Consider the following 25,544-nt stretch of genomic DNA (forward strand, 5'->3'; position numbering starts at 1 on the left):
ACCCTCAAACCCTCAAATCCCCACTCGTAAAAACTCACCAAGTTTTTCTACATTTGCACCATGATAAAAATCGGCAATATACAATTACCGGATTTCCCTCTTTTGCTTGCACCGATGGAAGATGTTTCTGATCCTCCATTTAGAAGATTGTGCAAAATGCATGGTGCAGATTTGATGTATTCTGAGTTTATTTCTTCTGAAGGCCTCATTCGCGACGCGATGAAAAGCCGTAAAAAATTGGATATTTTTGATTATGAAAGGCCTGTAGGAATTCAAATTTTCGGTGGCGATGAAGAAGCAATGGCACTTTCTGCCAAAATTGTGGAAACGGTGAATCCAGATTTGGTAGACATCAACTTTGGTTGCCCGGTAAAAAAAGTCGTCTGCAAAGGAGCCGGAGCAGGAGTTTTAAAGGATATCGATTTAATGGTACGTCTAACGAAAGCGGTTGTAAATTCAACCCATCTTCCTGTAACGGTGAAAACCCGACTTGGTTGGGACACCGAAACCATCAACATCATGGAGGTCGCCGAAAGACTTCAGGAAGCCGGGATTAAAGCATTGACGATTCATGCAAGAACGCGATCGCAGATGTATAAAGGTGAAGCCGATTGGGATTACATCTCGAAGGTGAAAAACAATCCGAATATCGAAATTCCAATCTTCGGAAACGGCGATGTGGATTCTCCCGAAAAAGCTTTAGAGTACAGAACAAAATATGATTGCGACGGAATAATGATTGGTCGTGGCGCTATAGGATATCCATGGATTTTCGAGGAAATCAAACATTTTTTTGAGACTGGAGAAAAACTCCCTGAACCAACTATTTCACAGAGATTAGAAGCCGTTCGTCAACACGCAGAATGGAGTGCAGAATGGAAAGGCGAAAGACTTGGATTGATCGAAATGCGTCAACATTACAGCAACTATTTCCGTGGAATTCCACATTTCAAGGAATGGCGAATGAAGTTCTTGGAAATCTTTACTTTAGAAGAAATGGATCAAGTAATTGCAGAAGCCGACGAGTTTTACCGAAATTTTCAATTTGCCAATTAATTTCTGCAAACATCTTTGTTTTAAACTTTTGGAATTTTAAGTTCCAAACGGTAACTTTCAAGAAATTTCAACGACTAACTTTCTAAAATTCTTTCATGCTTAAAGCAGAAAATGTAACTAAAACTTACAACGCTGGAAAAAAATTGGCGCTTGACGATTTTTCCATCAATGTTCCGAAAGCAAGCATTTACGGTCTTCTTGGACCAAACGGTGCCGGAAAAACTACATTCATCAGAATCATCAACCAAATTACGCAGGCTGATTCTGGAGAGGTTTTTATCAATGATCAAAAGTTAAATCCGGAACATATCAAGCAAATCGGTTATATGCCGGAAGAACGCGGATTGTACAAAAATATGACGGTAGGAGACCAAATTCTTTATTTCGGCGAATTGAAGGGAATGAGCAAAAACGACGCTCTAAATCAGGCTAAATATTGGTTCGAGCAACTACAGATCGATCAGTGGTGGAAGAAAAAACTTGCCGAACTTTCCAAGGGAATGGCACAGAAAATCCAGTTTGTAGTTACTGTTTTGCACCGCCCTAAATTGCTGATTTTGGATGAACCGTTTTCTGGTTTCGATCCAGTGAATGCCAACTTGATAAAAGATCAAATTCTTCATTTAAAAAATCAGGGAACCACGATTATTCTTTCAACACACCGAATGGAGAGTGTGGAAGAAATGTGCGATTACGTTGCATTAATTAATAATTCTAAAAAAGTACTGGACGGAAGAGTATTTGATGTGCGCGAAAAATTCAAGAAAAACATTTTTGGAGTGACACTTTCTGATGTGGACGGCGAATTATTTAAAAACTTTCAAAATCAATTTCAGATTGAAGATTATTCCACTGAAAATCAACTTCTCTCTTTCGACATTAAAAATGAAAAAGACCAAAATTCATTGCTAAACGAGTTGATGAAAATAGGAAAAATCCGCTCATTCGACGAGAAAATTCCGAGCATGAACGAAGTGTTCATCAATGCAGTACAATCATAAATGATTTTTGATGACTGATCATTGATTTTAAAGCAGTCAATTTTATCATTCCTCAATTATCGATTATCAATTATAATTATGAAAAACATATTCCTCATCACCAAACGCGAATATCTTACCCAGGTAAAAAAGAAATCTTTCGTTATTCTCACCCTTCTTGCGCCAGTTTTAATGATTGGTTTTGGGGCTTTAATTGCGTTTATGTTCAAAGCGAATGAAAGTTCCAATACTTTTAACATTGTAGATAAAAGCGGAATTTTTGTAGGAAATCTTAAAAGTGATGAAAAAATAAAGTACGTTTTCGTTCCACAGGAAAATGAGAGCGCTTTAACCACCACGCTAAAAGACATGACCGGAATCGAAGGACTACTCATCATTCCTGAACTAAAAGACAATAATTACGACGAACTTGAAAAGAACTCTAAACTCCTGATTAACAAAAAGATTGGATTCGACACCAAAATGAGCGTTATCGCCGATCTTTCCAGAGTTATTAAAAAAGAAAAAATCAAAACACTTGGTTTGTCCGAAAATCAGATTAAAGATTTAGATAAAAACTTCGACCTCAACACCAAAAATGTGGTGGATGAAAAAGGTGCCGATAACGATCTTTCTTTCGGTGTGAAATCGGGATTAAGTATGGTTTTGATGTATGCAGTTTTCATGTTCATCATCATCTACGGAGTTCGCGTGATGCGCAGCGTTTTGGAGGAAAAAAACAACCGAGTCGTAGAAATCATTATCTCATCGGTGAAACCATTTGAACTGATGATGGGAAAAATTTTGGGCGTGACTTTAGTGGCTTTGACCCAATTTTCTGTTTGGATTACCATGGCTGTGATTGGCGCGATTTTTTTGAATACAGGATTTGCTGCGATGCAAAGCCAAATTCCCGGTGGTGCGCAATCTGCAGAAATGGTTCAAAAATTTGATTTTAAACAAATGGCGACAGAAGTTTCGCACATTCTTTTGGAAATGAATTTTCCGTTGATTATCTTCGTTTTTATCGTCTTCTTTTTACTCGGTTATATTTTCTACAGTTCGATGTATGCAGCGATTGGTTCTGCGGTTGACAACGAAACGGAAACACAACAATTTACCCTATTTGCAATTATTCCTTTAATGTTGGGAATGTACGGAAGTTTTACCATCATGAATAATCCGGAAGGACCGCTTGGATTCTGGTTGTCGATCATTCCCTTTACTTCGTCGGTCGCAATGATTGCGAGGATTCCGTTCGGAGTACCGATTTGGCAGATTGCGCTTTCCATGATCTTATTGATTCTTTCCACTTTGTTGATGATTTACATCGCAGCGAAAGTGTATCGTGTAGGAATTTTAATGTACGGAAACAAAGCCAGTGCAAAAGAACTTTGGAAATGGATTAGAAGTTAGGTTAAGGTTGAAATTGAGGTTGAGGTTGAGGTTGAGGGTAAGATAAAAAAATCCCGTCATAATAGCTTATGACGGGATTTTTTAGTTTAGAATTAATTATTCAAAAATGTAGCTTAAACCTACACTAATTACCTGTTCTGATTTTTTCTTTGCCGTATTTGGATCTTTAGTTAGTTCATTCATCAAACCTTTATAGGTATTTGTAATTCCTAAGTCATATCTCAAAGCCAGTTCCAATTGTCTTTTGTAAGAATATCCAATTCCCAAACCAACTGCAAAATTAAAACTGGATGCTTTACCATTTATTCCGGTGGTTGGATCGCCTTCAGCGGTGTAGCGTTGTGGAGTGGAACTGTTAAATTTCTGTCCAACCAAAAAATTAAACTTGGGTCCAACCATTCCAAAAAATTCCGATTCATCTTCCGAGAAATACCCTTTAAAATAGATAGGAACACTTACATAATGGTTTCCGTATATCGCGTTGTAGGCATCAACCCCTTTTGCATTTTTGTCTTTCCCACTTTCACCGGCTCCTAAATATTCCACTTCAGGCTGAATATAGAATTGATAGCTGTCATCAATCGGGATTAACGCAAGAAGTCCTGCATACAGTGAATATCTCGGTCCGGACGGATTATGTGCATTTGTTACTCTGGAGTAAGTTGGACCGGCTGTAATTCCGTAACGCGTACTGCTTAAGTCAATTTGCGCCGAGAGTAAAGTTGATGCTAAAATCGCAGTGCTGAAAATAATTTTTTTCATATTTGTTTGTGTTTGGTTTTATCCTAAAACTTTAGCAACCGTGGAACCGATTTCCGCGGGTGAATCTACCACGTGGACTCCGTTTTCTCTCATGATTGCCATTTTAGCTTGTGCCGTATCTTCAGCTCCACCTACGATTGCACCTGCATGTCCCATAGTTCTTCCTTTCGGTGCGGTTTGTCCTGCGATAAATCCAACGACAGGTTTTGTAGAACCGTTGGCTTTATACCATCTTGCAGCTTCAGCTTCTAATCCACCACCGATTTCTCCGATCATTACCACCGCATCAGTTTCAGGATCATTGATGAAAAGTTCCAAAGCTTCTCTTGTCGTGGTTCCGATGATTGGGTCACCTCCAATTCCGATTGCAGTAGAAACTCCGAAACCTGCTTTTACCACTTGATCTGCAGCTTCGTAAGTTAAAGTTCCTGATTTTGAAACAATTCCTACTCTACCTTTTTTGAAAACGAAACCAGGCATAATTCCGATTTTCGCTTCGTCGGAAGTAATGATTCCTGGACAGTTTGGTCCGATTAATCTGCAATCTCTGTCAGCAATGTAAGATTTTACTTTAACCATGTCTTCTACAGGAATTCCTTCCGTAATTGCCACGATCACTTTAATTCCCGCATCTGCAGCTTCCATAATCGCATCTGCAGCAAATGCAGGTGGTACGAAAATAATGGAAACATTTGCTCCCGCTTCTTTCACGGCATCTGCAACGGTGTTGAAAACTGGTTTTCCCAAATGTTCAGAACCACCTTTTCCCGGGGTTACACCGCCTACAACGTTGGTTCCGTATTCAATCATTTGTCCTGCATGGAACGTTCCTTCATTTCCAGTGAAACCTTGTACGATTACTTTCGAATCTTTGTTTACTAATACTGACATTTTTTATTTTTTATAATTTATTTTAAAATTTTTAATGCTTACAAATTTACTCAATAAATTTGATTTCCTGCGAGTACAAAAATCTATTTCAGATTTTTAATCTTCACTTCTTTTCTTAAATATTCTCTGAATTCTTCAGCAATTGAACCGAAATAAGTTCCCTTTTTCAAATCTCTGTTCACGCCACATTTAGCCAGAAGAACCGTCCCGCTTTCGACACGAACTCCAGAAGCCATTCCCACTTGTCCCCAAATCGTAACTTCATCTTCAATCACACAGCAACCTGCAATTCCCGTTTGTGAAGCGATTAAACATCTTTTTCCGATAATGGTATCGTGCCCTATTTGAATCTGATTGTCTAAAACCGAACCCTCACCAATAATCGTTGAATCCGTAACTCCACGATCAATGGTACAGCCATTTCCGATTTCCACATTATTTTCAATGACCACATTTCCGACTGAAATTAAACGGTCAAAATTTCCGTTCAATTTTCTGTAATAAAAAGCATCACCTCCTAAAACGGTATTGGCTTGAATAATCACATTATCACCGATTACGGTCCGGTCACCAATCACAACATTTGGAAAAATCAGACAGTTTTTGCCAATTTTCACTTCGTTTCCAATAACTGCGGAAGGATGAATTTTTGTTCCTTCACCCACTTCTATATCATGAAGTTCTTCTGTAAAATTGTAGATTCTTGTAAAATGAGTGTTGATTTTATTAAAATCCCTGAAAGGATCGTCTGAAACCAAAAGTGCTTTTCCTTCCGGACAATCTACTTCTTTATCGATGAGAATGATGGTTGCAGGAGAATTTAATGCTTTGTCATAATATTTTGGGTGGTTCACAAAAACAATTTCACCTGGTTTTACCATGTGAATCTCATTTGTTCCCAAAACCTGAAAATTTTCGTCGCCAATCCTTTTGGCGCCGGTTAATTCAGCAATGGTCTTTAAAGTCTGCGCTTGGTTGAATCTCATTCCTATGTTGGGTGTTGGTAGTTGGGTGATGGGTGCTAAAAGAATCGTGATTTGCATCCATCTTCCAGCACCCATCTTCCAGCTAAACTATTTCACTCTTTCTAAATAACTTCCGTCTTCTGTGTTTACTTTGATTTTGTCACCAGCTTCGATGAACAAAGGCACCATTACTCTTGCTCCGGTTTCTACGATGGCATTTTTCAAAGCGTTGGTTGCAGTATTTCCCTTAACACCTGGATCAGCTTCTACCACATCCAAATAAACCGTTGGTGGTATTTCGGCAGAAAGTGGAGATTCATCCGCTTCTTTCAAAATAATAGTTACTTCTTCACCTGCTTTCATGAACTGTGCGTTCTCAATCATTTCTTTGTTGATGTAGATCTGAGAGAAATCGTCATTATTCATAAAGTGAAAACCATTATCATCCTCATAAAGATACTGGAATTTTCTGGTGATTACCTTCACCTCATCAATTCTATGACCTGCTGAAAAGGTATTGTCGATTACTTTTCCGTTGGTTACTGATTTTAGTTTTGTTCTTACGAAAGCAGGACCTTTTCCTGGTTTTACGTGTAAGAATTCGATTACTTTGTAGATATCGTTGCTGTATTCAATGCAAAGTCCTTTTTTGATATCGTTGCTTGTTGCCATCTAAAAAATTTTGTTTAAAGTTTGATGTTCAAGGTTTAAGGTCTTGAACTGATTATTATGTTCTTGTTTCGGGTTTAGAAAACTTTGTGTTCTGGACAATTGACTTCGTCGAACCACTTGGTTAGGTTTCACGATTTGTCCCTACTCCTTCCCTGTTCCGTAACCTTTCACGATTCCTCTTGGTGAGTTTTTGATGAATTCTAAAATCTCATCACGTTCAGCAGTTGGAAGCATTTCTTTTTCGATGATGCTTGTTGCTTGTGAAACATTCATTTTACTTTGGAAAAGGTATCGGTAAATTTTTTGGATTTCGAAGATTTTCTCGTTGGTGTAGCCTCTTCTTCTTAGTCCAACAGAATTAATTCCTGCGTAAGAAATCGGGTCCCGTCCCACTTTGATATAAGGCGGAACATCCTTTCTAACCAAAGAACCACCTGAAATCATCGTGTGCTTTCCTATTTTTCCGAATTGTTGTACTGCGGATAAACCGCCCATTACTGTAAAGTCACCAATTTCTACGTGACCTGCAATTCCGCAACCGTTTGCAATAATCACGTTATTTCCGATGATGCAGTCGTGTGCTACGTGAGAAGTTGCCATAATCAGGCAATTGCTGCCTACTTTTGTATAGCCAAGTGCTTTTGTTCCCCGATTAATCGTGACACATTCTCTTAAAGTTGTTCCATCACCGATAATGGTTTGTGTATCTTCGCCATCAAATTTCAAATCTTGCGGTATTGCTGAAATAACCGTTCCTGGAAAAATTTTGCAGTTTTTACCGATTCTTGCTCCATCCATAATCGTAACGTTGGAACCAATCCAAGTTCCTTCACCAATTTCCACATCACCTGCGATGGTGGTAAATGGTTCTACGATTACGTTTTTCTTGATTTTTGCACGTTTATCAACTGCAGCTAACTGATGTACCATTACTCGGGTTTATTTTTTGCAACCTGTGCCATCAATTCTGCTTCAACCACTACGCTATCGCCAACATATCCGTAACCTTGCATGTGAACAATTCCTCTTCTGATGGGAGAGATTAATTCAATTTTAAATACCATGGTGTCGCCTGGAACGACTTTTTTCTTGAATTTTACTTTATCGATTTTAATAAAGTAAGTGGAGTAATTTTCAGGATCCGGAACACTTGCCAAAACCAAAATTCCTCCCGTTTGTGCCAAAGCTTCAACTTGTAAAACTCCGGGCATTACAGGTTCTTTGGGGAAATGTCCTACGAAGAATGGTTCATTGAATGTTACATTCTTCAATCCCACCACGTGTGTATCGGAAAGTTCCAAAACTTTATCAATCAAAAGAAACGGATAACGATGCGGCATCAATCTCATAATTCCATTGATGTCGAAAACCGGCTCCTTGTAAATATCAATATCTGGAACGTTCTTTTTTCTTTGCAGTTTCCACTGTCTGTTGAGTTTTTTTGCAAACTGGGTGTTCACAAAATGTCCCGGTTTATTGGCAATGACTTTCCCTTTAATTTTAACCCCAACCAACGCCAAATCACCGATTACATCGAGCAATTTATGACGTGCAGCTTCGTTTGGAAAATTTAAGGTCAAGTTATCCAGAATTCCGTTTGGACGAATGGATAGATGTTCTTTGCCAAATGCTTTTTTCAATTTTTCGGCGGTATCGTCGGTAAGTTCTTTATCAACGTAAACAATTGCGTTGGAAATATCGCCGCCTTTTATTAAACCTGCATCCAGCAACATTTCAAGTTCATGCAGGAAACTAAATGTTCTTGCCGTTGAAATTTCATCCTTAAATTCAGTGATGTCTTTTAAAGTTGCATTTTGAGTGCCCAAAACTTTCGTTCCAAAATCGACCATCGTTGTAACTTCATAAGTATCTGATGGAATGATCGTTAATTCAGAACCTGTAACGGGATCAACATAGTTTAAGACTTCTTTAATGACCAGATATTCTCTTGGCGCATTTTGTTCCTCAATTCCTGCTTTCTCGATTGCGTCAACGAAAAATTTAGAAGAACCATCTAAAATTGGTGGTTCTGCGCTGTTCATTTCAAGAACAGCATTGTCGATATCACAACCAACCAAAGCGGCAAGGAGGTGTTCGCAAGTGTGAATTCTTACGCCCAATTTTTCTAGAGTTGTTCCGCGCTCAGTTGTAGTCACGTAATTTACGTCGGCTTCCACTTGCGGATTGCCTTCTAAATCGGTTCTCACGAACACAAAACCTGTGTTTTCTTTTCCAGGTTTTATGGTTAAGGTAACTTCTCTTCCGGTATGAAGTCCAATTCCTGAAAGTGAAACTTCCTCTTTTAAAGTTTTTTGTTTATCACTCATTAGTTTTATCTTTTGAGTTTTTCTCAAGATTATTTAAACGTTTTACAATTTCGGTGAAGTTTCTGAAATGAACATAATTTCTGCGGTAATCACTTGCATTGATTGCAGGTGAGCCGTAGAGAATTTCGCCGTCTTTAGTACTATTATTTACGCCACTTTGCGCTTGGATTTTCACTTGGTTTCCGATTTGAATATGACCCACAATTCCAGCTTGACCACCAATTTGGTTCCAATCACCAATTACAGTTGAACCTGCAATTCCAGCTTGTGCAGCAATGACGTTGTTCTGCCCGATTTTTACGTTGTGTGCGATTTGAATCAAATTATCGATTTTGGTTCCTTTACCAATAATCGTTGAACCGATTGTACCACGGTCTATACTGCAATTGGAGCCAATTTCTACATGGTCTTCCAACACCACATTTCCAAGTTGCGGGATTTTTTGGTAACCGTCTTTTGTGGGCTGAAAACCAAAACCGTCCGATCCGATTACCGTATTGGAATGCACGATACAATTGTCACCAATCACGCAGTAATCGTAAATTCTAACGCCACTATAAATGATGCAGTTTTTGCCAATTTTTACGTTTTTACCGATAAAAACTTGGGGGTAAATTTGTGTTCCGTCTCCGATTCTAACTTTTTCTGAAACGCAGGTGAATGCTCCTACATAAACATTTTCACCCACTTTGGAAGTCTCGTGAAAAACCGCTCCGTCTTCGATGCCTGATTTTCTGCCCTGCATTTCTTTGTAAAGGTTCATTAAAACCTGAAAAGAAAGATAAGCATCTTCAACAGCGATAATGGTTTTCGAGTAACTGTTTTTGGTTAAAAGTTTTTCTGAAACTATGAGAACTGAACACTTCGAAGAGCCGATGTAATCTGCAAATCTATCTTGGGCAACAAAAGAAAGATGACCTTCTTCGCCACTTTCAATTGGTGAAACGCCTGTAATCACGGCATTTTCGTCACCAATAATTTTCCCGTTGATATAACTTGCAATTTGAGATGCAGTAAATTCCATATCCTGCAAAGATAAGAAATTATGAAATACGCTATATAATTTTGGGAATTTTAAGGATTAAATTTCTCTCGGAAATGACAAAATATACTTCGTGTTCAACTGATTAATCGATGAAGAAAGGATTTGATTTTCAGAATTTTCAAGCGTAATTTTTTCACCGTTTTTTTGTAAAAGGTAAATCGGCTGCTTTTCGGAATTGTAGGGAAGCAGGCTTCTTGAAATTTCATCCACCAATTTATTTCCGTTTTCAATTCCAAATTTTTCATTGGTTTTTTCAACTTTTTCTTGAATAAATGCTTCATCAAAAGGCTTCGATGAAATCATCGTTTTCGGGAAATTTCTTTGAATCACACATTTACATAAATAAGACAAAATAAAATCCTCATTTTTCGTCCAAAATTTCATCGCCTGAATCACGTCGTTGTCGTCGAGTTCGGTAAATCGTCGGATGTCTTCTTCGGTAGCTCTCTCAAAATCGTTCTTGTGGAGAAAATATTTCAAATTTTCAGAAGCAGGTAAGTCTTTTCTGAGAGAAACGAGTTTTTTAGCTCTGTCTAAAATTTTAACCAAGAGATGTTCCGCCAAAGCCGAAGTTTTGTGGTAGTAAACCTGCCAATACATGAACATTCTCGCCGTGAGGAAATTTTCAATCGAGTAAATTCCTTTGGCGTCAATCACCAATTCTTCATGCGAAACATTCATCATCGAAATGATTCTTTGCGTGTTGATATTTCCTTCGGAAACGCCGCTGTAGAAACTGTCGCGCTTTAAATAATCGAGTCGATCAACATCGAGTTGGGAAGAAATTAGTTGGTTAAAAAACTTTCTATGATATTTTCCCTGAAACATTTCCATCGCCATTGAAAGTTCGCCGCCAAATTCCCCGTTCATTTTATTCATCAGCAAAAGCGAAAGTTTTTCGTGATGCCAATCGTCCATCAACATATTTTCCAAAGCGTGCGAAAACGGACCATGACCAATATCGTGAAGCAAAATCGCCAACATTGCAGATTTTTCTTCTTCTCTGGAAATTTTTACACCTTTCAATTTTAAAGTTTCCAACGCCGTAAACATCAAATGCATCGCTCCTAAAGCGTGATGAAATCTCGTGTGAGTCGCACCCGGAAAAATCAAATTCAGTAATCCGGTTTGCGAAATTCTTCTCAACCTCTGAAAATAGCGATGTTCAATCACATCAAAAATAATTTCGTGTGGAATTTGGATGAAACCGTGAACAGGATCGTTGATAATTTTGAATTTGTTGGTCATGCCTTGATTTTGAAATTTGATGTTTGAAATTTGAAATTTATATGCAGCTGTAAATCTTCCAGCATCCATCTTCCATCTTCCAGCCACAAATTTAAATAAATATGCCATGATTTTGATTTTAACTTCAATTGGAATTGCAAGACCGTTCACTTTAACTCAATTTTAACGTGTTTTTAAAGAAAACTTGGCAAAATTTGGTTGTATTTTTGATGCAATTTAAAAGGTTGGAACTGCTGTTTTTTTTAAACATTCAACTTTAAACTTTAAACAAAAATATATGTCAAAACTGATTTGGATCGATGATGAAGTAGATTTACTGAAACCCCATATTGTATTTTTAGAGAACAAAGGTTACGATGTTTCACCCGTAAACAACGTCAACGAAGCTCTGGAAATGATTGAAAAAGAAAACTTCCAGTTGGCTCTTCTCGATGAAAATATGCCCGGAATTTCAGGGTTGGAAGCGATTCCAATGATTAAAAATATCGATTCTGCCATCAAAATTGTGATGGTGACGAAAAACGAGGAAGAACAAATCATGGAACAGGCAATCGGTTCGCAAATTGCCGATTATATTTTAAAGCCGGTAAATCCTAATCAGGTTTTGCTGTCTTTAAAGAAGAATCTTCAGGAAGATACTTTGGTAGAGCAGAAAACCATTTTGGAATATCAACAGGAATTCCGAAATCTTTCCATGGAACTTTCTTATCTGAAAACCTACCAAGATTGGGCGGAATATTACAAGAAAATCCTGAATTGGGAAATTAAATTCGACAAAGTCTTTGATAACGATTTTTCCGATTTGTTGCAGTCGCAGAAAGAGGAAGCGAATATTCAGTTTTCCAAATTTATCGAAAACAATTATGAAGACTGGCTTCATGGAAGTGACAAACCGATGATGAGCCATACTCTTTTTAAGGACAAGGTGAAGAGCGAGGTTGAGAAGGAAAAGGTTTTATTGTTAATGATTGATAATTTACGTTATGACCAATGGAAAGTAATTGAACCGCTTTTTACGAAATTTTATAACAAAACTTCGGAGGACTATTATTTTTCAATTTTGCCGACTGCGACGCAATATGCGAGAAATTCATTTTTTGCAGGTTTGCTTCCGTCTGAAATTGAAAAGAGATTTCCGCAATATTGGTTTAATGACAATGAGGAAGGTAACAAAAACGAGCACGAACGCGACTTTTTAGAGGATCAGATGAAAAGATTGGGACTTTCCTCCAAATCAATGAAATATTTGAAAATATTAAATGCGGATTTTGAAAGAAAAATTCTTGATGATTTTAACCAACACAAAAACAATGACTTACTCGTTATTGTTTACAACTTTATCGATATTCTTTCTCACGCAAAAACGGATAATGTGATTGTGAATCAGTTGATTCGTGACGACAAGACCTTCCGTTCATTGACTTATAATTGGTTTGAAAATTCATCTTTAATTAAGATTATCAAAACTGCCGCTGAAAACGGTTTCAAGTTGGTGATTACCACTGATCACGGAACGGTTTACGTGAAAAAACCGAGCAAAGTGGTGGGCGACAGAGAAACCTCAACCAACATTCGGTACAAAACGGGAAGAAGTCTGACTTACGAAAACAGCGATGTTTGGGCGATTTCAAACCCAGAAAAACTGTTTTTACCCAAAGGAAATTTGAGTTCTAAATATATTTTCGCCAAGAATAACATCTTTTTGGCGTACCCAAAAAACTACAATCACTTTGTAAATTACTACAAAGACACGTATCAACACGGCGGAATTTCACTGGAGGAGTGCATTATTCCGATCAGTATTTTGGAGCCCAAATAGTTTTTTTTCATAGTTTATTTGATTTGGGTTCTTTGGGCGGAAAAAGCTTCGGTTTTTTCCGCCCTGTTTTTTGCGAGGTGCGGTTTTCGAGATTCGAATTACCTGATTAGAGGTGATAGATTCGGGTTTCGAGGATTATAAGATAGAAGCTCATCTATTCTATTTATCCAAATCCGCTTCCATCTTCCAGCTTCCATCGTCCATATTCCAACTTCCACCTTCCATCATTTTCCGTATTTTTGAAGAAACAATTTTTTTAATGAGAATTATTTCTTACAACGTCAACGGAATTCGTGCTGCCTTTACGAAAGATTTGTTGGGTTGGCTTAAAGTTGCTGATCCCGATATTATCTGCATTCAGGAAAGTAAAGCGGGAAATGACCAAATCGATATTGAAAGTTTAGAAAAACTCGGTTACAAAAGTTATTGGCATTCTGCACAACGAAAAGGTTATTCCGGAGTTGGGATCGCCTCTAAAGTTGAACCCAAACATATTGAATACGGTTGCGGAATTGAACATTACGATTCAGAAGGAAGAATTATTCGTGCAGATTTCGAGGATTTTTCTGTGATTTCGGTTTATGTTCCGTCTGCTTCGAATATTGAAAGATTAGATTTTAAACTTCAGTTTTGCTATGATTTTTTAGACTATATTAAAGAGTTAAAAAAAACAGTTCCCAATTTGGTGATTTCTGGCGATTTCAACATTTGCCATAAGCCGATCGACATTCACAATCCGGAAGGTTTGAAAAATGTTTCAGGATTTCTGCCGATTGAAAGAGAATGGTTGAGCAAATTTATTGATGAGTGCGAATTGATTGACAGTTTTAGGTTTTTTAATGATCAACCCGAAAATTATTCGTGGTGGAGTTACCGGCAAAATTCCAGGGCAAGAAACAAAGGTTGGAGATTGGATTATAATTTCGTGTCGTATACGTTAAAGGAGAAACTGTCGCGCGCAGTAATTCTTAAGGAAGCCGTACACAGCGACCACTGTCCGGTGATGGTAGAACTTCATTAAGACAATAAAAGATGAAATAAAAAAAGCCGGCTCTACTGAACCGGCTTTACATTTAAATCGTAATGTTAATCGTTGTCGACAATTTCATACTCAACAGGCATTGTACCATTTTTATGATTACCTATCGAATTGAACGCTGCTTTCGAAAGATCAAGTGCTCTGGAAGAATGAAACGGACCTCGGTCGTTAATTTCTACTACTACACTTTTTCCTGTCCTCAAATTGGTTACCTTTATTTCAGTACCAAAAGGAAGCGTTCTGTGAGCTGCGGTAAGTTTCGAGTTACTGAAAATCTCTCCGCTTGCTGTTTTTCTACCATTAAACTTATCGTGGTAGTACGATGCAAAACTTGTTTTTTTAGCATCTGTGGCATTATTCTTGAAAGAGAATAAACCAAGTGTTGAAATCATCATTATGATTACGAGAATAGCTCTTTTCATCATTTTGAATTATTTTATTGGTTTTGACTCTGCAAATTTATCCTGAATTTTAAACCTGCAACACTTTGTTGGTTAAAGTCTCTTAACGAATTCTTAAAATTTTGTTAACAAACCGTGTTTCGCCGCTGATAATGGGAATCGACAAAGATTGTTAAAAAGTGTTAAAATCAATTGATAAATGTTAAGATTATTAACTAATTGTCGCATAACAACACCATTAAATCAACGCAAAGCTACTGATAATCAGTATTGATAACAAAATGAAAACTTTCAGAAATTCTGAAAGTTTTTTGCTTAATTAAATATGTATTTTTAGTAAAAATAAACTGAATTTTTGCTTTTTCTTAAACCAGTTCGCCGTACAAATCAAATTCTTCCGCGGAAGTAATTTTAACATCAGCGAATTCTCCAATAGATAAATAGGTGTTTTCGGCAGAAACCAAAACGGTGTTGTCAACATCCGGTGAATCGAACTCTGTTCTTCCCACGAAATAGTTTCCTTCTTTTCTGTCGAAGATACAGCGGAAAACTTTTCCGATTTTTTCCTGATTTTTCTCCCAGGAAATCTGGGACTGCAATTCCATGATTTCCTCTACCCTTCTTTCTTTTACTTCTTGCGGAACATCGTCTTCCAATTCGAAAGCAGTAGTGTTTTCTTCGTGGGAATAAGTGAAACAACCCAATCGATCGAAACGTTGTGTACGCACCCATTCTTTCATTTCCTGAAATCTTTCTTCTGTTTCTCCTGGAAAACCGCAGATTAAAGTCGTTCTGATCGCCATATCCGGAACTTGAGTTCTGAATTTGTCTAGAAGCGCATTCGTTTTTTCATACGAAGTTCCACGTTTCATCGCTTTCAGAATATCTGAATTGATGTGCTGCAACGGGATATCAATATAGTTACAAACTTTTGGTTCGTTCTTGATAATTTCTAAAACATCTTCCGGAAAACCCGTTGGAAAAGCGTAATGAAGACGGATCCACTCGATTCCCTCTACTTTCACCAACCTTAAAAGCAAATCGCCGAGTGCACGTTTTTTATAGATGTCTAACCCGTAATAGGTAAGGTCCTGCGCAATTAAGATTAATTCTTTAACGCCTTTTTTTGCGAGCTTTTCAGCTTCAATCACCAAATTTTCGATTGGGGTGGAAATATTCTTTCCCCTCATCAGAGGAATTGCGCAGAAGGAACAAGGTCTGTCGCAACCTTCGGAAATTTTTAGATAAGCGTAATGTCTTGGAGTCGTCGTCAGTCGTTCCCCAACCAATTCGTGTTTGTAATCTGCACCTAAATGTTTCAATAAAATTGGCAAATCTCTTGTTCCAAAATATTGGTCAACATCTGGAATTTCTCGCACCAAATCTGGTTTGTACCTTTCGGAAAGACAACCTGTAACGAAAACTTTTTCAACTTCTCCCCTGTTTTTGGCCTCAACAAAATCCAGAATCGTGTTGATTGATTCTTCTTTTGCGTTATCAATAAATCCACAAGTGTTGATTACCACAATGTCGCCGCGATCTTCATGAACCACCTCTTTTCCGTTGGCTTTGAGTTGTCCCATCAAAACTTCGGAGTCGTACACATTCTTGGAACATCCTAAAGTCACGATATTGATTTTTTTCTTTCCTGTTGATTTTGTTCGCATCTAAATTCAGTTTGATTTTGTTTGTCTTCGTTTGAAGTAGTTTGATTTTCAGGGTGCAAATTTAGGAATAAAAAAAGACTTTAAATTTTGGTTTAAAGTCTTTTCAATTTTAATTCTTATTTCGTTAAATAATGGATTTCAAATACTCTCCGTAACCTGATTTACCATATTTTGTTGCCGCTTCCAAAAGTTGCTCTTTGTTGATGAATCCTTTTTTGTAGGCAATTTCTTCGATACAAGATATCTTGAAACCTTGTCTTTTCTCTAAAACTTTTACAAATTCTGAAGCTTCATGAAGCGAATCGAAAGTTCCGGTATCCAACCAAGCTGTTCCACGCGACATTACACCGACTTCTAACTGACCTTTTTCCAGATAAATTCGGTTTACATCGGTAATTTCTAATTCTCCTCTTGGTGATGGTTTTAGATTTTTTGCAATTTCTACCACCGAATTATCATAAAAATAAAGACCTGGAACTGCAAAATTAGATTTCGGATGTTCAGGTTTTTCCTCAATGGAAATGGCTTTAAAATTTTCATCAAATTCTACCACACCATATCTTTCAGGATCAGAAACCTGGTAAGCGAAAACGCAGCCTCCTTTCACATTGGTTTTTGAAGATAAAAGTTGCGGCAATCCTGCTCCGTAAAAAATGTTATCTCCTAAAACGAGCGCAACCGAATCATCACCCACAAATTCTTCTCCCAAAATAAAAGCTTGCGCCAAACCATCCGGACTTGGCTGAACTTTATATTGAATATTACAACCAATTGAAGAACCATCGCCCAAAAGTTTAATAAAACCTTCTTGGTCATGCGGAGTTGTGATAATCAAAATATCTTTAATTCCCGCCAAAAGCAAGGTTGAAAGCGGATAGTAAATCATCGGTTTGTCGTAAACCGGCATGAGTTGTTTGCTAACTGCAATCGTCAAAGGATAAAGTCTGGTTCCAGAACCTCCTGCAAGAATAATCCCTTTCATATTAATTATATTGCTTGTTGTAATATTTTTGGTAATCACCTGAAGTCACGTGATCCAACCATTCTTTGTTTTCAAGGAACCAATCAATAGTTTTGGATAAGCCTTCTTCGAAAGTTACGCTTGGTTTCCAGCCTAAATCATTGGCAAGTTTTGTAGCATCAATTGCATAGCGTTTGTCGTGTCCAGGTCTGTCTTTCACAAAAGTGATTAGTTTTTCTGAATAACCTGCAGGTTTACCGATTTTCTCGTCAACTTGCTTGATTAATTCTTTCACCAGGTTAATATTCTGCCATTCGTTCCAACCACCGATGTTGTAAGTTTCTCCCGTTTTTGATTCGTTGAAAATTTGGTAGATTGCTTTTGCGTGGTCGATTACGTATAACCAGTCTCTTGTATATTTCCCGTCACCATAAATTGGAAGCGGTTTTTCATTCAAAATATTATGAATACAAAGCGGAATTAATTTTTCCGGAAAATGATTCGGTCCGTAATTGTTGGAACAGTTTGAAATGATGAACGGCATTCCGTAGGTATTTCCGTACGCTCTTACCAAATGGTCAGAAGCCGCTTTAGAGGCGGAATAAGGAGATTTCGGGTCATAAGCGGTTTCTTCTGTAAAGAATCCTGTTTCACCTAAAGCACCATAAACTTCGTCGGTAGAAACGTGGTAGAACAAGTTGGTTCTCGGCTCATCAGGAAAATTTCCGTGTTGATGATCTGGGTTTAAAGTCCAAAATTCTCTTGCTAAATTTAAAAGATTTGCAGTTCCAATAACGTTTGTGTTGATAAATGCGTTTGGATCGGTGATACTTCTGTCCACATGAGATTCTGCTGCTAAATGTACGATCGCATCGGGATTGTATTTTTCAAAAACTTTTCGTAGCTCGTCAACTTTGGTGATATCTGCTTTTTCGAAAACGTAATTGGGTTCGTTTTCGATATCCTTCAAATTTTCAAGATTTCCGGCATAAGTTAGGGCATCAAGATTGATGATTTTGCTTTCTGGATTATTTTTTACGAATTCCCGAACTACGTGAGAACCGATAAATCCGGCACCACCGGTGATGATTATATTTTTCATAAATGTTTTTTAAAAATTTTTCTCTGCAAAGGTCGGTTGAACTTTGTCTTTTTCAGAAAGAATCACGTCTTCTGCCGGAAGTTGCCAGTCAATATTTAAATCGTGGTCGTTCCACAAAACGCCGCCCTCTGCTTCTTTATTATAAAAATTATCGCATTTGTAGGCAAACACAGCTGTTTCAGAGAGCACTGAAAATCCATGTCCGAAACCCCTTGGAACATAGAACTGGATTTTATTTTCAGCGGTAAGTTCTACACCATACCATTTACCGAAGGTGGGAGAATCTTCACGTAGATCTACTGCCACATCAAAAACTTTACCTTCCAGACAGGACACCAGTTTTGCCTGTGCATGTTCGCCTTTCTGTAGATGCAAACCGCGCAGAACACCGTAGGAAGATTTTGAAATATTGTCCTGTACAAAATGACCGTTCATTCCCGTTAGTTCTTCAAATTTCTTTTCATTGAATTTTTCGTAGAAATAACCTCTGTCATCCTCGAAAACGGTGGGTTCAATAATATAGCAATCTTTTAGAGGTGTTTCCTTAATTTTCATTATGAATTTTTAAAGCTTAAAATTACATTCTTTATTCTTTCTAAATCTTCCTCATTGAGGTTTGATCCAGATGGTAAACACAGTCCGTTCTTAAACAATTCTTCCGCAACATTACCACCGAAATAAGGTGCACTTTCAAAAATCGGCTGAAGGTGCATCGGTTTCCACAAAGGTCTGGATTCAATATTTTCCTGATCTAGCGCTAAACGCAGTTGTTCGCGGTTGAACCCTGCTTTTTCTTCATCAATCACTATGGCAGACAGCCAATGATTAGAAAAGTAATCTGAGTTGGGTTCGTTAAAAACAGTAACGCCTTCAAAATTTTCAAACAGGTCCAGATAAAACTGGTGATTTTTTCTTCTTGCTTCAATTCGGTCGTTCAAAACTTTCATCTGACCTCTTCCGATACCCGCTGAAATATTGCTCATTCTGTAATTGTAGCCAATTTCCGAATGTTGGTAGTGCGGTGCATTATCTCTTGCCTGTGTGGAAAGAAATACAGCTTTGTCCTTTTGTTCTTTAGTTTTACAAACCAATGCTCCACCCCCTGAAGTGGTGATAATTTTGTTACCGTTAAAACTTAAGATGGACATTTCACCAAAAGTACCACATTTTTGACCTTTAAACGTAGAACCTAGAGCTTCCGCCGCATCTTCAATCAAAGGAATTTCGTAACGATTTGCGATTTCTGTAATTTCATTAAGTTTCGCAGGCATTCCATAAAGATGTACCACGATGATGGCTTTTGGCTTTTTACCTTTAGTAATTCTATCATTAATGGCAGTTTCTAAAGCTTTTGGACACATGTTCCAGGTTTTTGGCTCGCTGTCAACAAAGACTGGTTTTGCACCTACATAAGTTATGGGATTTGCCGAGGCGGAAAAGGTAAAGCTCTGACAAATAACCTCGTCGTCATACTTAACTCCAAGTATAATCAGAGCAAGATGCAAAGCTGCTGTACCTGCACTTAAGGCAGCAACTTCGACATTTTCATTCAGATATGTTTTCAAATCATCTTCAAAACTATTTACATTTGGTCCAAGTGGGGCAACCCAATTCTGTTCGAAAGCTTCATGAATATAATCGAGTTCAGTACCTCCCATATGAGGCGAGGAGAGCCATATTTTAGCGTTCATTATTCTGAATATTTTTATTTATTTTAATTATTCTGCCCGGATTTCCTACCACGGTCGCAAAATCAGGGACATCTTTTATAATGACGGAACCTGCACCAATAGTTGCCCACTTGCCAATAGTAACACCCTGTATCACAGACGCACCAATTCCAACATGGGAACCTTCACCAACGGTGACGTTTCCGGCCAAAGCAGCGTGGGGCGAAATATGTGCAAAATCTCCAATTTTACAATCATGCTCAATGACCGCGGATGTGTTGATGATACAATGTCTGCCAATTTCAGCATCCGGATTTATTACTACGTTTGCCATCACCACTGTACCTGAATTTATCTTTGCATATTTTGAGATTACCGAATTAGGGTGAAATGCAGTAACATAATTTAAAGCGTAGTTTTCCGATATTATTTTTCTGGTTTTATTATTTCCGATCGCAATTATTGCATCTTCTTTAGCATCAATCTCATCATCGCAAGTTACACGGATGCCAAATAATTCACTAATTTTTGGGTGATGGTCCACAATTACATCTACAGTTTGGTTATTGGCAAAAATAATATCCAACACCACTTTACTATGACCACTTGCTCCAAAAATTATCATAAAATATTACCTTTAAATTCTTCTGAAGTTACGTGTCCCTCCTGAGTAATACCTTCTGAAACAAAGACCTTTTTTACCGTCATCAACAAAATTTTCAAGTCCATTAAAAAGCTCAAATGGTCAACATAGTAAACATCATACTCAAATTTTTTTTCCCAACTAATGGTATTTCTTCCGTTTACCTGAGCCCAACCTGTAATTCCCGGTCTTACTTCATTTCTTCTTCTTTGGGTGTCATTATATAGAGATAGATACTCCGGAAGCAAAGGTCTGGGTCCAATGAGCGACATTTCACCTTTAAGGACGTTGATTAATTGGGGGATTTCATCCAGTGAAGTTTTTCTTACAAAAGCACCGATCTTCGTCAAACGGTCTGCATCCGGTAAAAGTTTTCCTGAGGAATCTTTTTTATCGTTCATCGTTTTAAACTTGATGATGTTGAAAATTTTCCCGTCTTTCCCCGGTCTTCTCTGAAAGAAAAATGGTTTGCCGCCATTGGCAAAGAAAAGCCCGATGGTAACAATCAGAAAAATGGGGCTTAAAATGATTAAGCCAAATAAGGATGCAGTAAAATCTAAAATTCTTTTAAGAAAATTTCTGTACATTATTCTCCAAAGTTTGGTATTCGTTGAGCAATGCCTCTAAAACAACCTTCTGCTGAAAACGGTCTGCAATCATTTTTCTGGAGTTTTTTTCAAGCAGGTTTCTAAATTCTTCATCTTCAAAAATCTTGCTCATTGCCTGCTGCAAAATTAAGTCATTTTTTGCAGGAATAATAATTCCGTTTTGGTTATTGATGATTATTTCGTTGCAACCATTAATATCTGTTACAATTGATGGCAGATTCATAGCTCCCGCCTGCATCACCACGTTCGGAAAACCTTCACGATAACTTGGGAAAACCAACACATCCGAAATGGCGAAGTAAGGTCTCACATCTTTCTGAAATCCTACTGCGACAATATTTTTATTTTCCGAGATTTCGCGTAACGTTTCTGGCAAAAGTGGATCTTGTTCAGTTTCCAGAGGACCTACCAACAAGAGTTTTACATTTTTGCCGTCAAATTTTTTGAATGCTTTAATCAGTTCATTAATACCCTTGTCTTTTACAAGTCTGCCAATAAATAAGAACACAAAATCATGCGGATGAATATCATTTTTCCTCTTGAGTTCAGTTTTTTCTTCCGCTGAAATAATTTGGGGATCAAAATATTCTAGGTCGATTCCGTTTACATTTCCGTTGGCTAAAAGTTTTAATGGTTTTGTGGTGATTTTATAATTAATCAGGTCGTTTCTTACGCCGTTTCCTTCGGGATAAACATGGGTTGCACAGTAGCAAAGCAATTTATCCATAGTGATGAGCAACTTTTTCATAGGCCCCGTTCTGGTTGGGAAAATCAATCCGGTAAAAGTGTGCATTCTAATGGGTACGTTGGCCATTTTTGCGGCAATCATGGATAACAATCCTGCTTTTGGAGTTATGGAATGAACAATGAGCGGCTTTTCTTTTTTAAAATAAAAATACAGCTTCCATAAAGACTTGAGATCCTCCATAAGCGAAATCTTTCTTTTGATTTCGATGGCGTGAGTCTTAACGTTTTCTCTAGATCCTAACTCCTCCAAATCGTTGCCATGACTCGATACTGCAATAACTTTGTAGTATTGGCTCAGAAAACTGAACTGGTTCTTGAGAAGGATGTTGAGCGATAAGGGAATTGTAGCTACCCTAATGATTTTATTTGCCACTATTTTTAATGGTTAGGTTGTTTGGGACGACCTGGCTGTTGAAAACACGATCCGTTTTATTATTAGACTTCAGGTTGCTAATCATAATCTTTATCTTGTTATCTGGAATTAGAGAATAATTTCGAATGTCCCCATTGATGTTGTATTTATAATTTACATTTTGGATATTGATAAAGCCTAAAGGAAGTTTACCCGGTAACTCTTTTTTCTCCAACATTAAACCCATTCCATATTTAGAATATAAATCAGTGTGTTGGTTGATATTTATAGAAACGTTCTTTTCTCGCGGAGCTTTCAAGTTAACGAGAACAATAAGCAAACCATCTTCTTGATTGTTAAAAGTCACAATGTTGTTCACATTTACCTCCTCCATAAATTCCCAGTTAAGGCTGGGTTCAAAGTCGATTCCCGATTTGGGAAAAGTTCCGTTGGAATTTGCTGCTATAAGATTGGAAAGCTTTAGTCCTATAATTGATGTTACGGAAACACCATTTCTTCTATTATTATCTACTAAACCTCCATCCACTGTTACATCTTGAGACTTAATCTTTCCTTCAGAGCCTATGAAAATGCCGTCTCCCCAACAGTCTTTAACGATTGGTTTGTAAAGAAGCACGTTCTTGGAATCCTGAATAGAAATTCCGAATCCCCACTCTCCGTCTTTACCAGTATGCGTATTGCGGTCTCCAACAATGTTGGCGTAATATACCTGAACATTTTCTACCTCGTGAATTCGCAGAATCTCATACCGTATCATATTGTTCTTTTCGAAATGAAGCACAGAATTTTCTTCAAAATAAACTTTGGTGTTACTGGGTATCGTTAAGCCCTTTTTATTGATAAAAAATTTTCCTTTCGGAAACACTACTTCCCGATTATTAAACAATGCAGACTGAAAAATAGAGGTATAATCTTTTTTACCGGTAGTGTCGTAATTTTTTGGGAGCGCCGTCTTAATATAATATGGATTCTTAAGATTCTTTAAGGTCTCTGCTCTTTTTGTTGGGGTGTCTTTATAAAGATATTCATATTCAGCAGGAATATTTCTGTACTGGAAATCACTTTGAGACTTACACCCCATAAATAAAACAAGTAGCGCTGAAATAAAAGCTATCTTTTTAAAATTTTTCAAAATTATATTTTATAAAGTGTAGTTACAGGATATTAAAGACCTATTTAGATGTAATTAAAAACCTTTTCTCCAAATTTATCGCTTTTTATTATAACTGCAAAAACATTTAATACGTGAAAAATTCATTAACTCTCCAATATCTTTTCAACCAGTTTCTCCATCTCGTTTTGTATAAGCAACTTACTTTCAGGAAGCTCCGTTTCCATAGCGGTTGTAATGGCGCGTGAGATGTCATTTGCATCGTGTGCGTTAAAATTTAGTGACGGTTTGCAAATTTCGCCCACATAAGGTTCATCACATGAAATTATTTTATTTCCAAACTCACATCCTTCAATAAGAATCAGTCCAAAACTTTCACGAAGGGAGGGGTTAATTACAAATTCGGCAGCAGCAAAATGTTTAGATAAAGATGGACGATCCAAATAACCTAAATCCGTAATAGGATAACCTTTCTCGTTCAATTCCTTAATTTTTTGATAAAACTCAGGGTATTGTGAACCAATTGTCAACTGAAGCTCGCCTTTTTTATTTAGATCGTAAGCTTTACAGAACGCTTCAATTAATCGATCATGATTTTTGTGTGCAGATGGAATACTTGGAAAAAGGAAGGTATCTTTTATTCTCTTTGTAGTGCTTAATGATTCTTCACCATATAAAGAAAACAAAGATTTATAGAAGGGAATCACAAGGATTTTATCATTTTTTACATTTTTGCTTTCAGTAAGCATCCTTTTCATTACTTCTGTTTGCACCATCCATAAATCTACATTGCCTCTTAGTTTATTAAAAACCACTTTTTTAGCAAACATTGAGATATTGCCCAGAATGCCTTTTTGCAGGTTTGCCGTTAAATATAAGCTGGAGTGTAAATAATTGATGACAAACCCTCTTTGCTTTTTATGTGGTGCAATATTTCCGAGGCAGAAAATCTTTCTAAATCGATTACCGTGTTGATCATAAAATTTGCAACGGTCTTTAAAACCATCCGCAAAGAAATATTCAGAGCCCTCGATTTTATTGATTTCACTTTTCATGCGTGAATCAAATAGAAAACAGATCTGATGTAAAGTCTGTTTCGAAAGTTCGGCCATGAGATAATTTAACAACACTTTTCCACCACCATTATGTACAAATACAGAATCAATTAAAATCATAGGACAGTAATTTTTTAAACTCTGCTAGGTTTTCACTATACTGCTGATAAAGATCCTTCCTAAAAGTTACTTTAAAAATAAATAGCATAATTTGATAGGACACTATTCTTCTCATAAGGTAGGACTTCAAACTGAAGTGATATTTAGACATGTAATATTTTAAGGTTTTATAAAATATTTCAAGTGTTTTGGGATTTAGTTTCTCCCTATCATTAATCAGATGTTGATAGGTAACATCTTTTATAAATTCAGCCTTATAACCTTTACTATTGTTTCTTAAGGTAATATCTGATTCTTCACAATAAAGAAATATGTTCTCATCGAACATGCCTATTTCTTTAAACTTTTTTTTGTCGAGCAGAAGAAAGGCACCTGAAAGGAACATCCACCGATCTGAAAACCAACCCAGCCGATTAAGTATTGTAAACAAAGGACTTGAAAAGACAGAAAAATCATATTCAGGACGCACCCAAAATGAGAGGTTTTGTCCACCGAATTGTCTGCCTCCCACAATCCCAAGTTTTTTATTTCTCAAAAATAAATTACTCACCTTATCAAAGTCGATCTGGGTAAGAATAACATCTGGATTCATTATCGCTATAATTTCTCCTTTTGATGCATTTATCCCCACGTTATTTCCTTGACCATAGCCTCCATTTTTTGAATTATGGATGAGTTGATCGGGTTTTATTCTTTCACAGATTTGAGTCAGTTCGTTATAAGTTTCAGTAGTGCTGTTATCTACAATGATAACCTCTACATCCCCAAGATATTTTTCACTAAACTTACGGATAGAAGAAACACAGTTCTCAATCAAGTGATTCGAATTGTAAGTAACAACAACAAAAGAGAAGCTCTTCATAATT

Annotated in this window: 25 protein-coding genes; 5 read left to right on the forward strand and 20 right to left on the reverse strand. The window is 37.2% G+C overall.

Annotated features, from left to right (window positions below):
* Positions 1-60 precede the first annotated feature (60 nt).
* From dusB to J4771_RS06275, 3 genes are all read left to right on the forward strand, one after another.
* Complete coding sequence (gene dusB / locus J4771_RS06265) at positions 61-1,056, forward strand: tRNA dihydrouridine synthase DusB (protein ID WP_224137624.1); 996 nt, start codon at positions 61-63, stop codon at positions 1,054-1,056.
* Positions 1,057-1,151: 95 nt separating this feature from the next.
* Positions 1,152-2,057 carry an ABC transporter ATP-binding protein gene (locus tag J4771_RS06270; protein ID WP_224137626.1) on the forward strand — a complete coding sequence of 302 codons (906 nt, stop codon included), beginning with the start codon at positions 1,152-1,154 and terminating at the stop codon, positions 2,055-2,057.
* A gap of 78 nt (positions 2,058-2,135) precedes the next feature.
* A complete protein-coding gene (locus tag J4771_RS06275) occupies positions 2,136-3,452 on the forward strand; it encodes an ABC transporter permease (RefSeq protein ID WP_224137629.1) in 1,317 nt (438 codons plus the stop codon).
* A gap of 96 nt (positions 3,453-3,548) precedes the next feature.
* On the opposite strand, the gene J4771_RS06280 is transcribed toward J4771_RS06275, so the two are convergent.
* The 8 genes from J4771_RS06280 to J4771_RS06315 all read right to left on the reverse strand — a co-directional run bounded on the left by J4771_RS06280 (position 3,549) and on the right by J4771_RS06315 (position 11,362).
* A complete protein-coding gene (locus J4771_RS06280; RefSeq protein WP_224137632.1) occupies positions 3,549-4,214 on the reverse strand; it encodes a porin family protein in 666 nt (221 codons plus the stop codon).
* Between the two features lie 18 nt (positions 4,215-4,232).
* On the reverse strand, positions 4,233-5,105 hold the full coding sequence (gene sucD / locus J4771_RS06285) for a succinate--CoA ligase subunit alpha (RefSeq protein ID WP_224137634.1): 873 nt from the start codon (positions 5,103-5,105) through the stop codon (positions 4,233-4,235).
* Between the two features lie 83 nt (positions 5,106-5,188).
* On the reverse strand, positions 5,189-6,091 hold the full coding sequence (locus tag J4771_RS06290) for a UDP-3-O-(3-hydroxymyristoyl)glucosamine N-acyltransferase (RefSeq protein ID WP_224137774.1): 903 nt from the start codon (positions 6,089-6,091) through the stop codon (positions 5,189-5,191).
* An 87-nt stretch (positions 6,092-6,178) separates the two neighbouring features.
* On the reverse strand, positions 6,179-6,742 hold the full coding sequence (efp, locus tag J4771_RS06295) for an elongation factor P (protein WP_224137638.1): 564 nt from the start codon (positions 6,740-6,742) through the stop codon (positions 6,179-6,181).
* A gap of 141 nt (positions 6,743-6,883) precedes the next feature.
* A complete protein-coding gene (lpxA, locus tag J4771_RS06300) occupies positions 6,884-7,672 on the reverse strand; it encodes an acyl-ACP--UDP-N-acetylglucosamine O-acyltransferase (RefSeq protein ID WP_224137641.1) in 789 nt (262 codons plus the stop codon).
* Positions 7,672-9,069: a bifunctional UDP-3-O-[3-hydroxymyristoyl] N-acetylglucosamine deacetylase/3-hydroxyacyl-ACP dehydratase gene (locus J4771_RS06305; RefSeq protein WP_224137644.1), complete on the reverse strand. Its 1,398-nt coding sequence runs from the start codon at positions 9,067-9,069 to the stop codon at positions 7,672-7,674. Before J4771_RS06305 ends, lpxA begins: the two co-directional genes overlap by 1 nt.
* Positions 9,062-10,093: a UDP-3-O-(3-hydroxymyristoyl)glucosamine N-acyltransferase gene (gene lpxD, locus J4771_RS06310; RefSeq protein ID WP_224137646.1), complete on the reverse strand. Its 1,032-nt coding sequence runs from the start codon at positions 10,091-10,093 to the stop codon at positions 9,062-9,064. Before lpxD ends, J4771_RS06305 begins: the two co-directional genes overlap by 8 nt.
* Positions 10,094-10,150: 57 nt before the next feature.
* Entirely contained in the window at positions 10,151-11,362 is a 1,212-nt protein-coding gene (locus tag J4771_RS06315) for an HD domain-containing protein (protein WP_224137776.1), read from the reverse strand.
* 277 nt (positions 11,363-11,639) lie between these two features.
* Between J4771_RS06315 and porX the strand changes: the two genes are divergently transcribed.
* Both porX and J4771_RS06325 read left to right on the forward strand, forming a co-directional pair.
* The gene (gene porX / locus J4771_RS06320) at positions 11,640-13,181 is read left to right on the forward strand and encodes a T9SS response regulator signal transducer PorX (protein WP_224137648.1); all 1,542 of its coding nucleotides are present in this window, start codon (positions 11,640-11,642) and stop codon (positions 13,179-13,181) included.
* 259 nt (positions 13,182-13,440) lie between these two features.
* Complete coding sequence (locus J4771_RS06325) at positions 13,441-14,202, forward strand: exodeoxyribonuclease III (protein ID WP_224137650.1); 762 nt, start codon at positions 13,441-13,443, stop codon at positions 14,200-14,202.
* Between the two features lie 65 nt (positions 14,203-14,267).
* Here the strand turns inward: J4771_RS06325 and J4771_RS06330 are convergent, their stop codons facing one another.
* The 12 genes from J4771_RS06330 to J4771_RS06385 form a co-directional block, all read right to left on the reverse strand.
* Entirely contained in the window at positions 14,268-14,645 is a 378-nt protein-coding gene (locus J4771_RS06330) for a septal ring lytic transglycosylase RlpA family protein (RefSeq protein WP_224137652.1), read from the reverse strand.
* A gap of 341 nt (positions 14,646-14,986) precedes the next feature.
* Positions 14,987-16,288, reverse strand: a complete 1,302-nt coding sequence (gene rimO / locus J4771_RS06335; protein WP_224137654.1) for a 30S ribosomal protein S12 methylthiotransferase RimO — start codon at positions 16,286-16,288, stop codon at positions 14,987-14,989.
* A 124-nt stretch (positions 16,289-16,412) separates the two neighbouring features.
* Positions 16,413-17,270 (reverse strand): glucose-1-phosphate thymidylyltransferase RfbA, encoded by an 858-nt coding sequence (gene rfbA / locus J4771_RS06340; protein WP_224137656.1) that lies wholly within the window; start codon positions 17,268-17,270, stop codon positions 16,413-16,415.
* Between the two features lies 1 nt (position 17,271).
* Positions 17,272-18,351 (reverse strand): dTDP-glucose 4,6-dehydratase, encoded by a 1,080-nt coding sequence (gene rfbB, locus J4771_RS06345; RefSeq protein ID WP_224137658.1) that lies wholly within the window; start codon positions 18,349-18,351, stop codon positions 17,272-17,274.
* Between the two features lie 9 nt (positions 18,352-18,360).
* A complete protein-coding gene (rfbC, locus tag J4771_RS06350; RefSeq protein WP_224137660.1) occupies positions 18,361-18,906 on the reverse strand; it encodes a dTDP-4-dehydrorhamnose 3,5-epimerase in 546 nt (181 codons plus the stop codon).
* Positions 18,906-20,042 carry a DegT/DnrJ/EryC1/StrS family aminotransferase gene (locus J4771_RS06355; RefSeq protein ID WP_224137662.1) on the reverse strand — a complete coding sequence of 379 codons (1,137 nt, stop codon included), beginning with the start codon at positions 20,040-20,042 and terminating at the stop codon, positions 18,906-18,908. Before J4771_RS06355 ends, rfbC begins: the two co-directional genes overlap by 1 nt.
* A complete protein-coding gene (locus tag J4771_RS06360) occupies positions 20,032-20,646 on the reverse strand; it encodes an acetyltransferase (RefSeq protein ID WP_224137664.1) in 615 nt (204 codons plus the stop codon). Before J4771_RS06360 ends, J4771_RS06355 begins: the two co-directional genes overlap by 11 nt.
* Positions 20,643-21,251 carry a sugar transferase gene (locus J4771_RS06365; RefSeq protein WP_224137665.1) on the reverse strand — a complete coding sequence of 203 codons (609 nt, stop codon included), beginning with the start codon at positions 21,249-21,251 and terminating at the stop codon, positions 20,643-20,645. Before J4771_RS06365 ends, J4771_RS06360 begins: the two co-directional genes overlap by 4 nt.
* Positions 21,232-22,392, reverse strand: a complete 1,161-nt coding sequence (locus J4771_RS06370; RefSeq protein ID WP_317196375.1) for a glycosyltransferase family 4 protein — start codon at positions 22,390-22,392, stop codon at positions 21,232-21,234. The genes J4771_RS06365 and J4771_RS06370 overlap by 20 nt, the downstream gene beginning before the upstream one ends.
* Positions 22,382-23,473, reverse strand: a complete 1,092-nt coding sequence (locus J4771_RS06375; RefSeq protein WP_224137667.1) for a hypothetical protein — start codon at positions 23,471-23,473, stop codon at positions 22,382-22,384. The genes J4771_RS06370 and J4771_RS06375 overlap by 11 nt, the downstream gene beginning before the upstream one ends.
* A 176-nt stretch (positions 23,474-23,649) precedes the next feature.
* Complete coding sequence (locus J4771_RS06380; protein ID WP_224137669.1) at positions 23,650-24,678, reverse strand: glycosyltransferase; 1,029 nt, start codon at positions 24,676-24,678, stop codon at positions 23,650-23,652.
* Positions 24,665-25,540 carry a glycosyltransferase gene (locus tag J4771_RS06385; protein ID WP_224137671.1) on the reverse strand — a complete coding sequence of 292 codons (876 nt, stop codon included), beginning with the start codon at positions 25,538-25,540 and terminating at the stop codon, positions 24,665-24,667. The genes J4771_RS06380 and J4771_RS06385 overlap by 14 nt, the downstream gene beginning before the upstream one ends.
* Between the last annotated feature and the right edge of the window lie 4 nt (positions 25,541-25,544).

This window comes from Candidatus Kaistella beijingensis, assembly GCF_020084865.1.
Classification (GTDB): domain Bacteria; phylum Bacteroidota; class Bacteroidia; order Flavobacteriales; family Weeksellaceae; genus Kaistella; species Kaistella beijingensis.

Bases quoted from the DNA above. Each gene is read 5' to 3' on its own strand.
- dusB (WP_224137624.1), top strand. From the start codon at position 61: ATGATAAAAATCGGCAATATACAATTACCGGATTTCCCTCTTTTGCTT.
- J4771_RS06270 (WP_224137626.1), top strand. From the start codon at position 1,152: ATGCTTAAAGCAGAAAATGTAACTAAAACTTACAACGCTGGAAAAAAA.
- J4771_RS06275 (WP_224137629.1), top strand. From the start codon at position 2,136: ATGAAAAACATATTCCTCATCACCAAACGCGAATATCTTACCCAGGTA.
- J4771_RS06280 (WP_224137632.1), bottom strand. From the start codon at position 4,214: ATGAAAAAAATTATTTTCAGCACTGCGATTTTAGCATCAACTTTACTC.
- sucD (WP_224137634.1), bottom strand. From the start codon at position 5,105: ATGTCAGTATTAGTAAACAAAGATTCGAAAGTAATCGTACAAGGTTTC.
- J4771_RS06290 (WP_224137774.1), bottom strand. From the start codon at position 6,091: ATGAGATTCAACCAAGCGCAGACTTTAAAGACCATTGCTGAATTAACC.
- efp (WP_224137638.1), bottom strand. From the start codon at position 6,742: ATGGCAACAAGCAACGATATCAAAAAAGGACTTTGCATTGAATACAGC.
- lpxA (WP_224137641.1), bottom strand. From the start codon at position 7,672: ATGGTACATCAGTTAGCTGCAGTTGATAAACGTGCAAAAATCAAGAAA.
- J4771_RS06305 (WP_224137644.1), bottom strand. From the start codon at position 9,069: ATGAGTGATAAACAAAAAACTTTAAAAGAGGAAGTTTCACTTTCAGGA.
- lpxD (WP_224137646.1), bottom strand. From the start codon at position 10,093: ATGGAATTTACTGCATCTCAAATTGCAAGTTATATCAACGGGAAAATT.
- J4771_RS06315 (WP_224137776.1), bottom strand. From the start codon at position 11,362: ATGACCAACAAATTCAAAATTATCAACGATCCTGTTCACGGTTTCATC.
- porX (WP_224137648.1), top strand. From the start codon at position 11,640: ATGTCAAAACTGATTTGGATCGATGATGAAGTAGATTTACTGAAACCC.
- J4771_RS06325 (WP_224137650.1), top strand. From the start codon at position 13,441: ATGAGAATTATTTCTTACAACGTCAACGGAATTCGTGCTGCCTTTACG.
- J4771_RS06330 (WP_224137652.1), bottom strand. From the start codon at position 14,645: ATGATGAAAAGAGCTATTCTCGTAATCATAATGATGATTTCAACACTT.
- rimO (WP_224137654.1), bottom strand. From the start codon at position 16,288: ATGCGAACAAAATCAACAGGAAAGAAAAAAATCAATATCGTGACTTTA.
- rfbA (WP_224137656.1), bottom strand. From the start codon at position 17,270: ATGAAAGGGATTATTCTTGCAGGAGGTTCTGGAACCAGACTTTATCCT.
- rfbB (WP_224137658.1), bottom strand. From the start codon at position 18,351: ATGAAAAATATAATCATCACCGGTGGTGCCGGATTTATCGGTTCTCAC.
- rfbC (WP_224137660.1), bottom strand. From the start codon at position 18,906: ATGAAAATTAAGGAAACACCTCTAAAAGATTGCTATATTATTGAACCC.
- J4771_RS06355 (WP_224137662.1), bottom strand. From the start codon at position 20,042: ATGAACGCTAAAATATGGCTCTCCTCGCCTCATATGGGAGGTACTGAA.
- J4771_RS06360 (WP_224137664.1), bottom strand. From the start codon at position 20,646: ATGATAATTTTTGGAGCAAGTGGTCATAGTAAAGTGGTGTTGGATATT.
- J4771_RS06365 (WP_224137665.1), bottom strand. From the start codon at position 21,251: ATGTACAGAAATTTTCTTAAAAGAATTTTAGATTTTACTGCATCCTTA.
- J4771_RS06375 (WP_224137667.1), bottom strand. From the start codon at position 23,473: ATGGGGTGTAAGTCTCAAAGTGATTTCCAGTACAGAAATATTCCTGCT.
- J4771_RS06380 (WP_224137669.1), bottom strand. From the start codon at position 24,678: ATGATTTTAATTGATTCTGTATTTGTACATAATGGTGGTGGAAAAGTG.
- J4771_RS06385 (WP_224137671.1), bottom strand. From the start codon at position 25,540: ATGAAGAGCTTCTCTTTTGTTGTTGTTACTTACAATTCGAATCACTTG.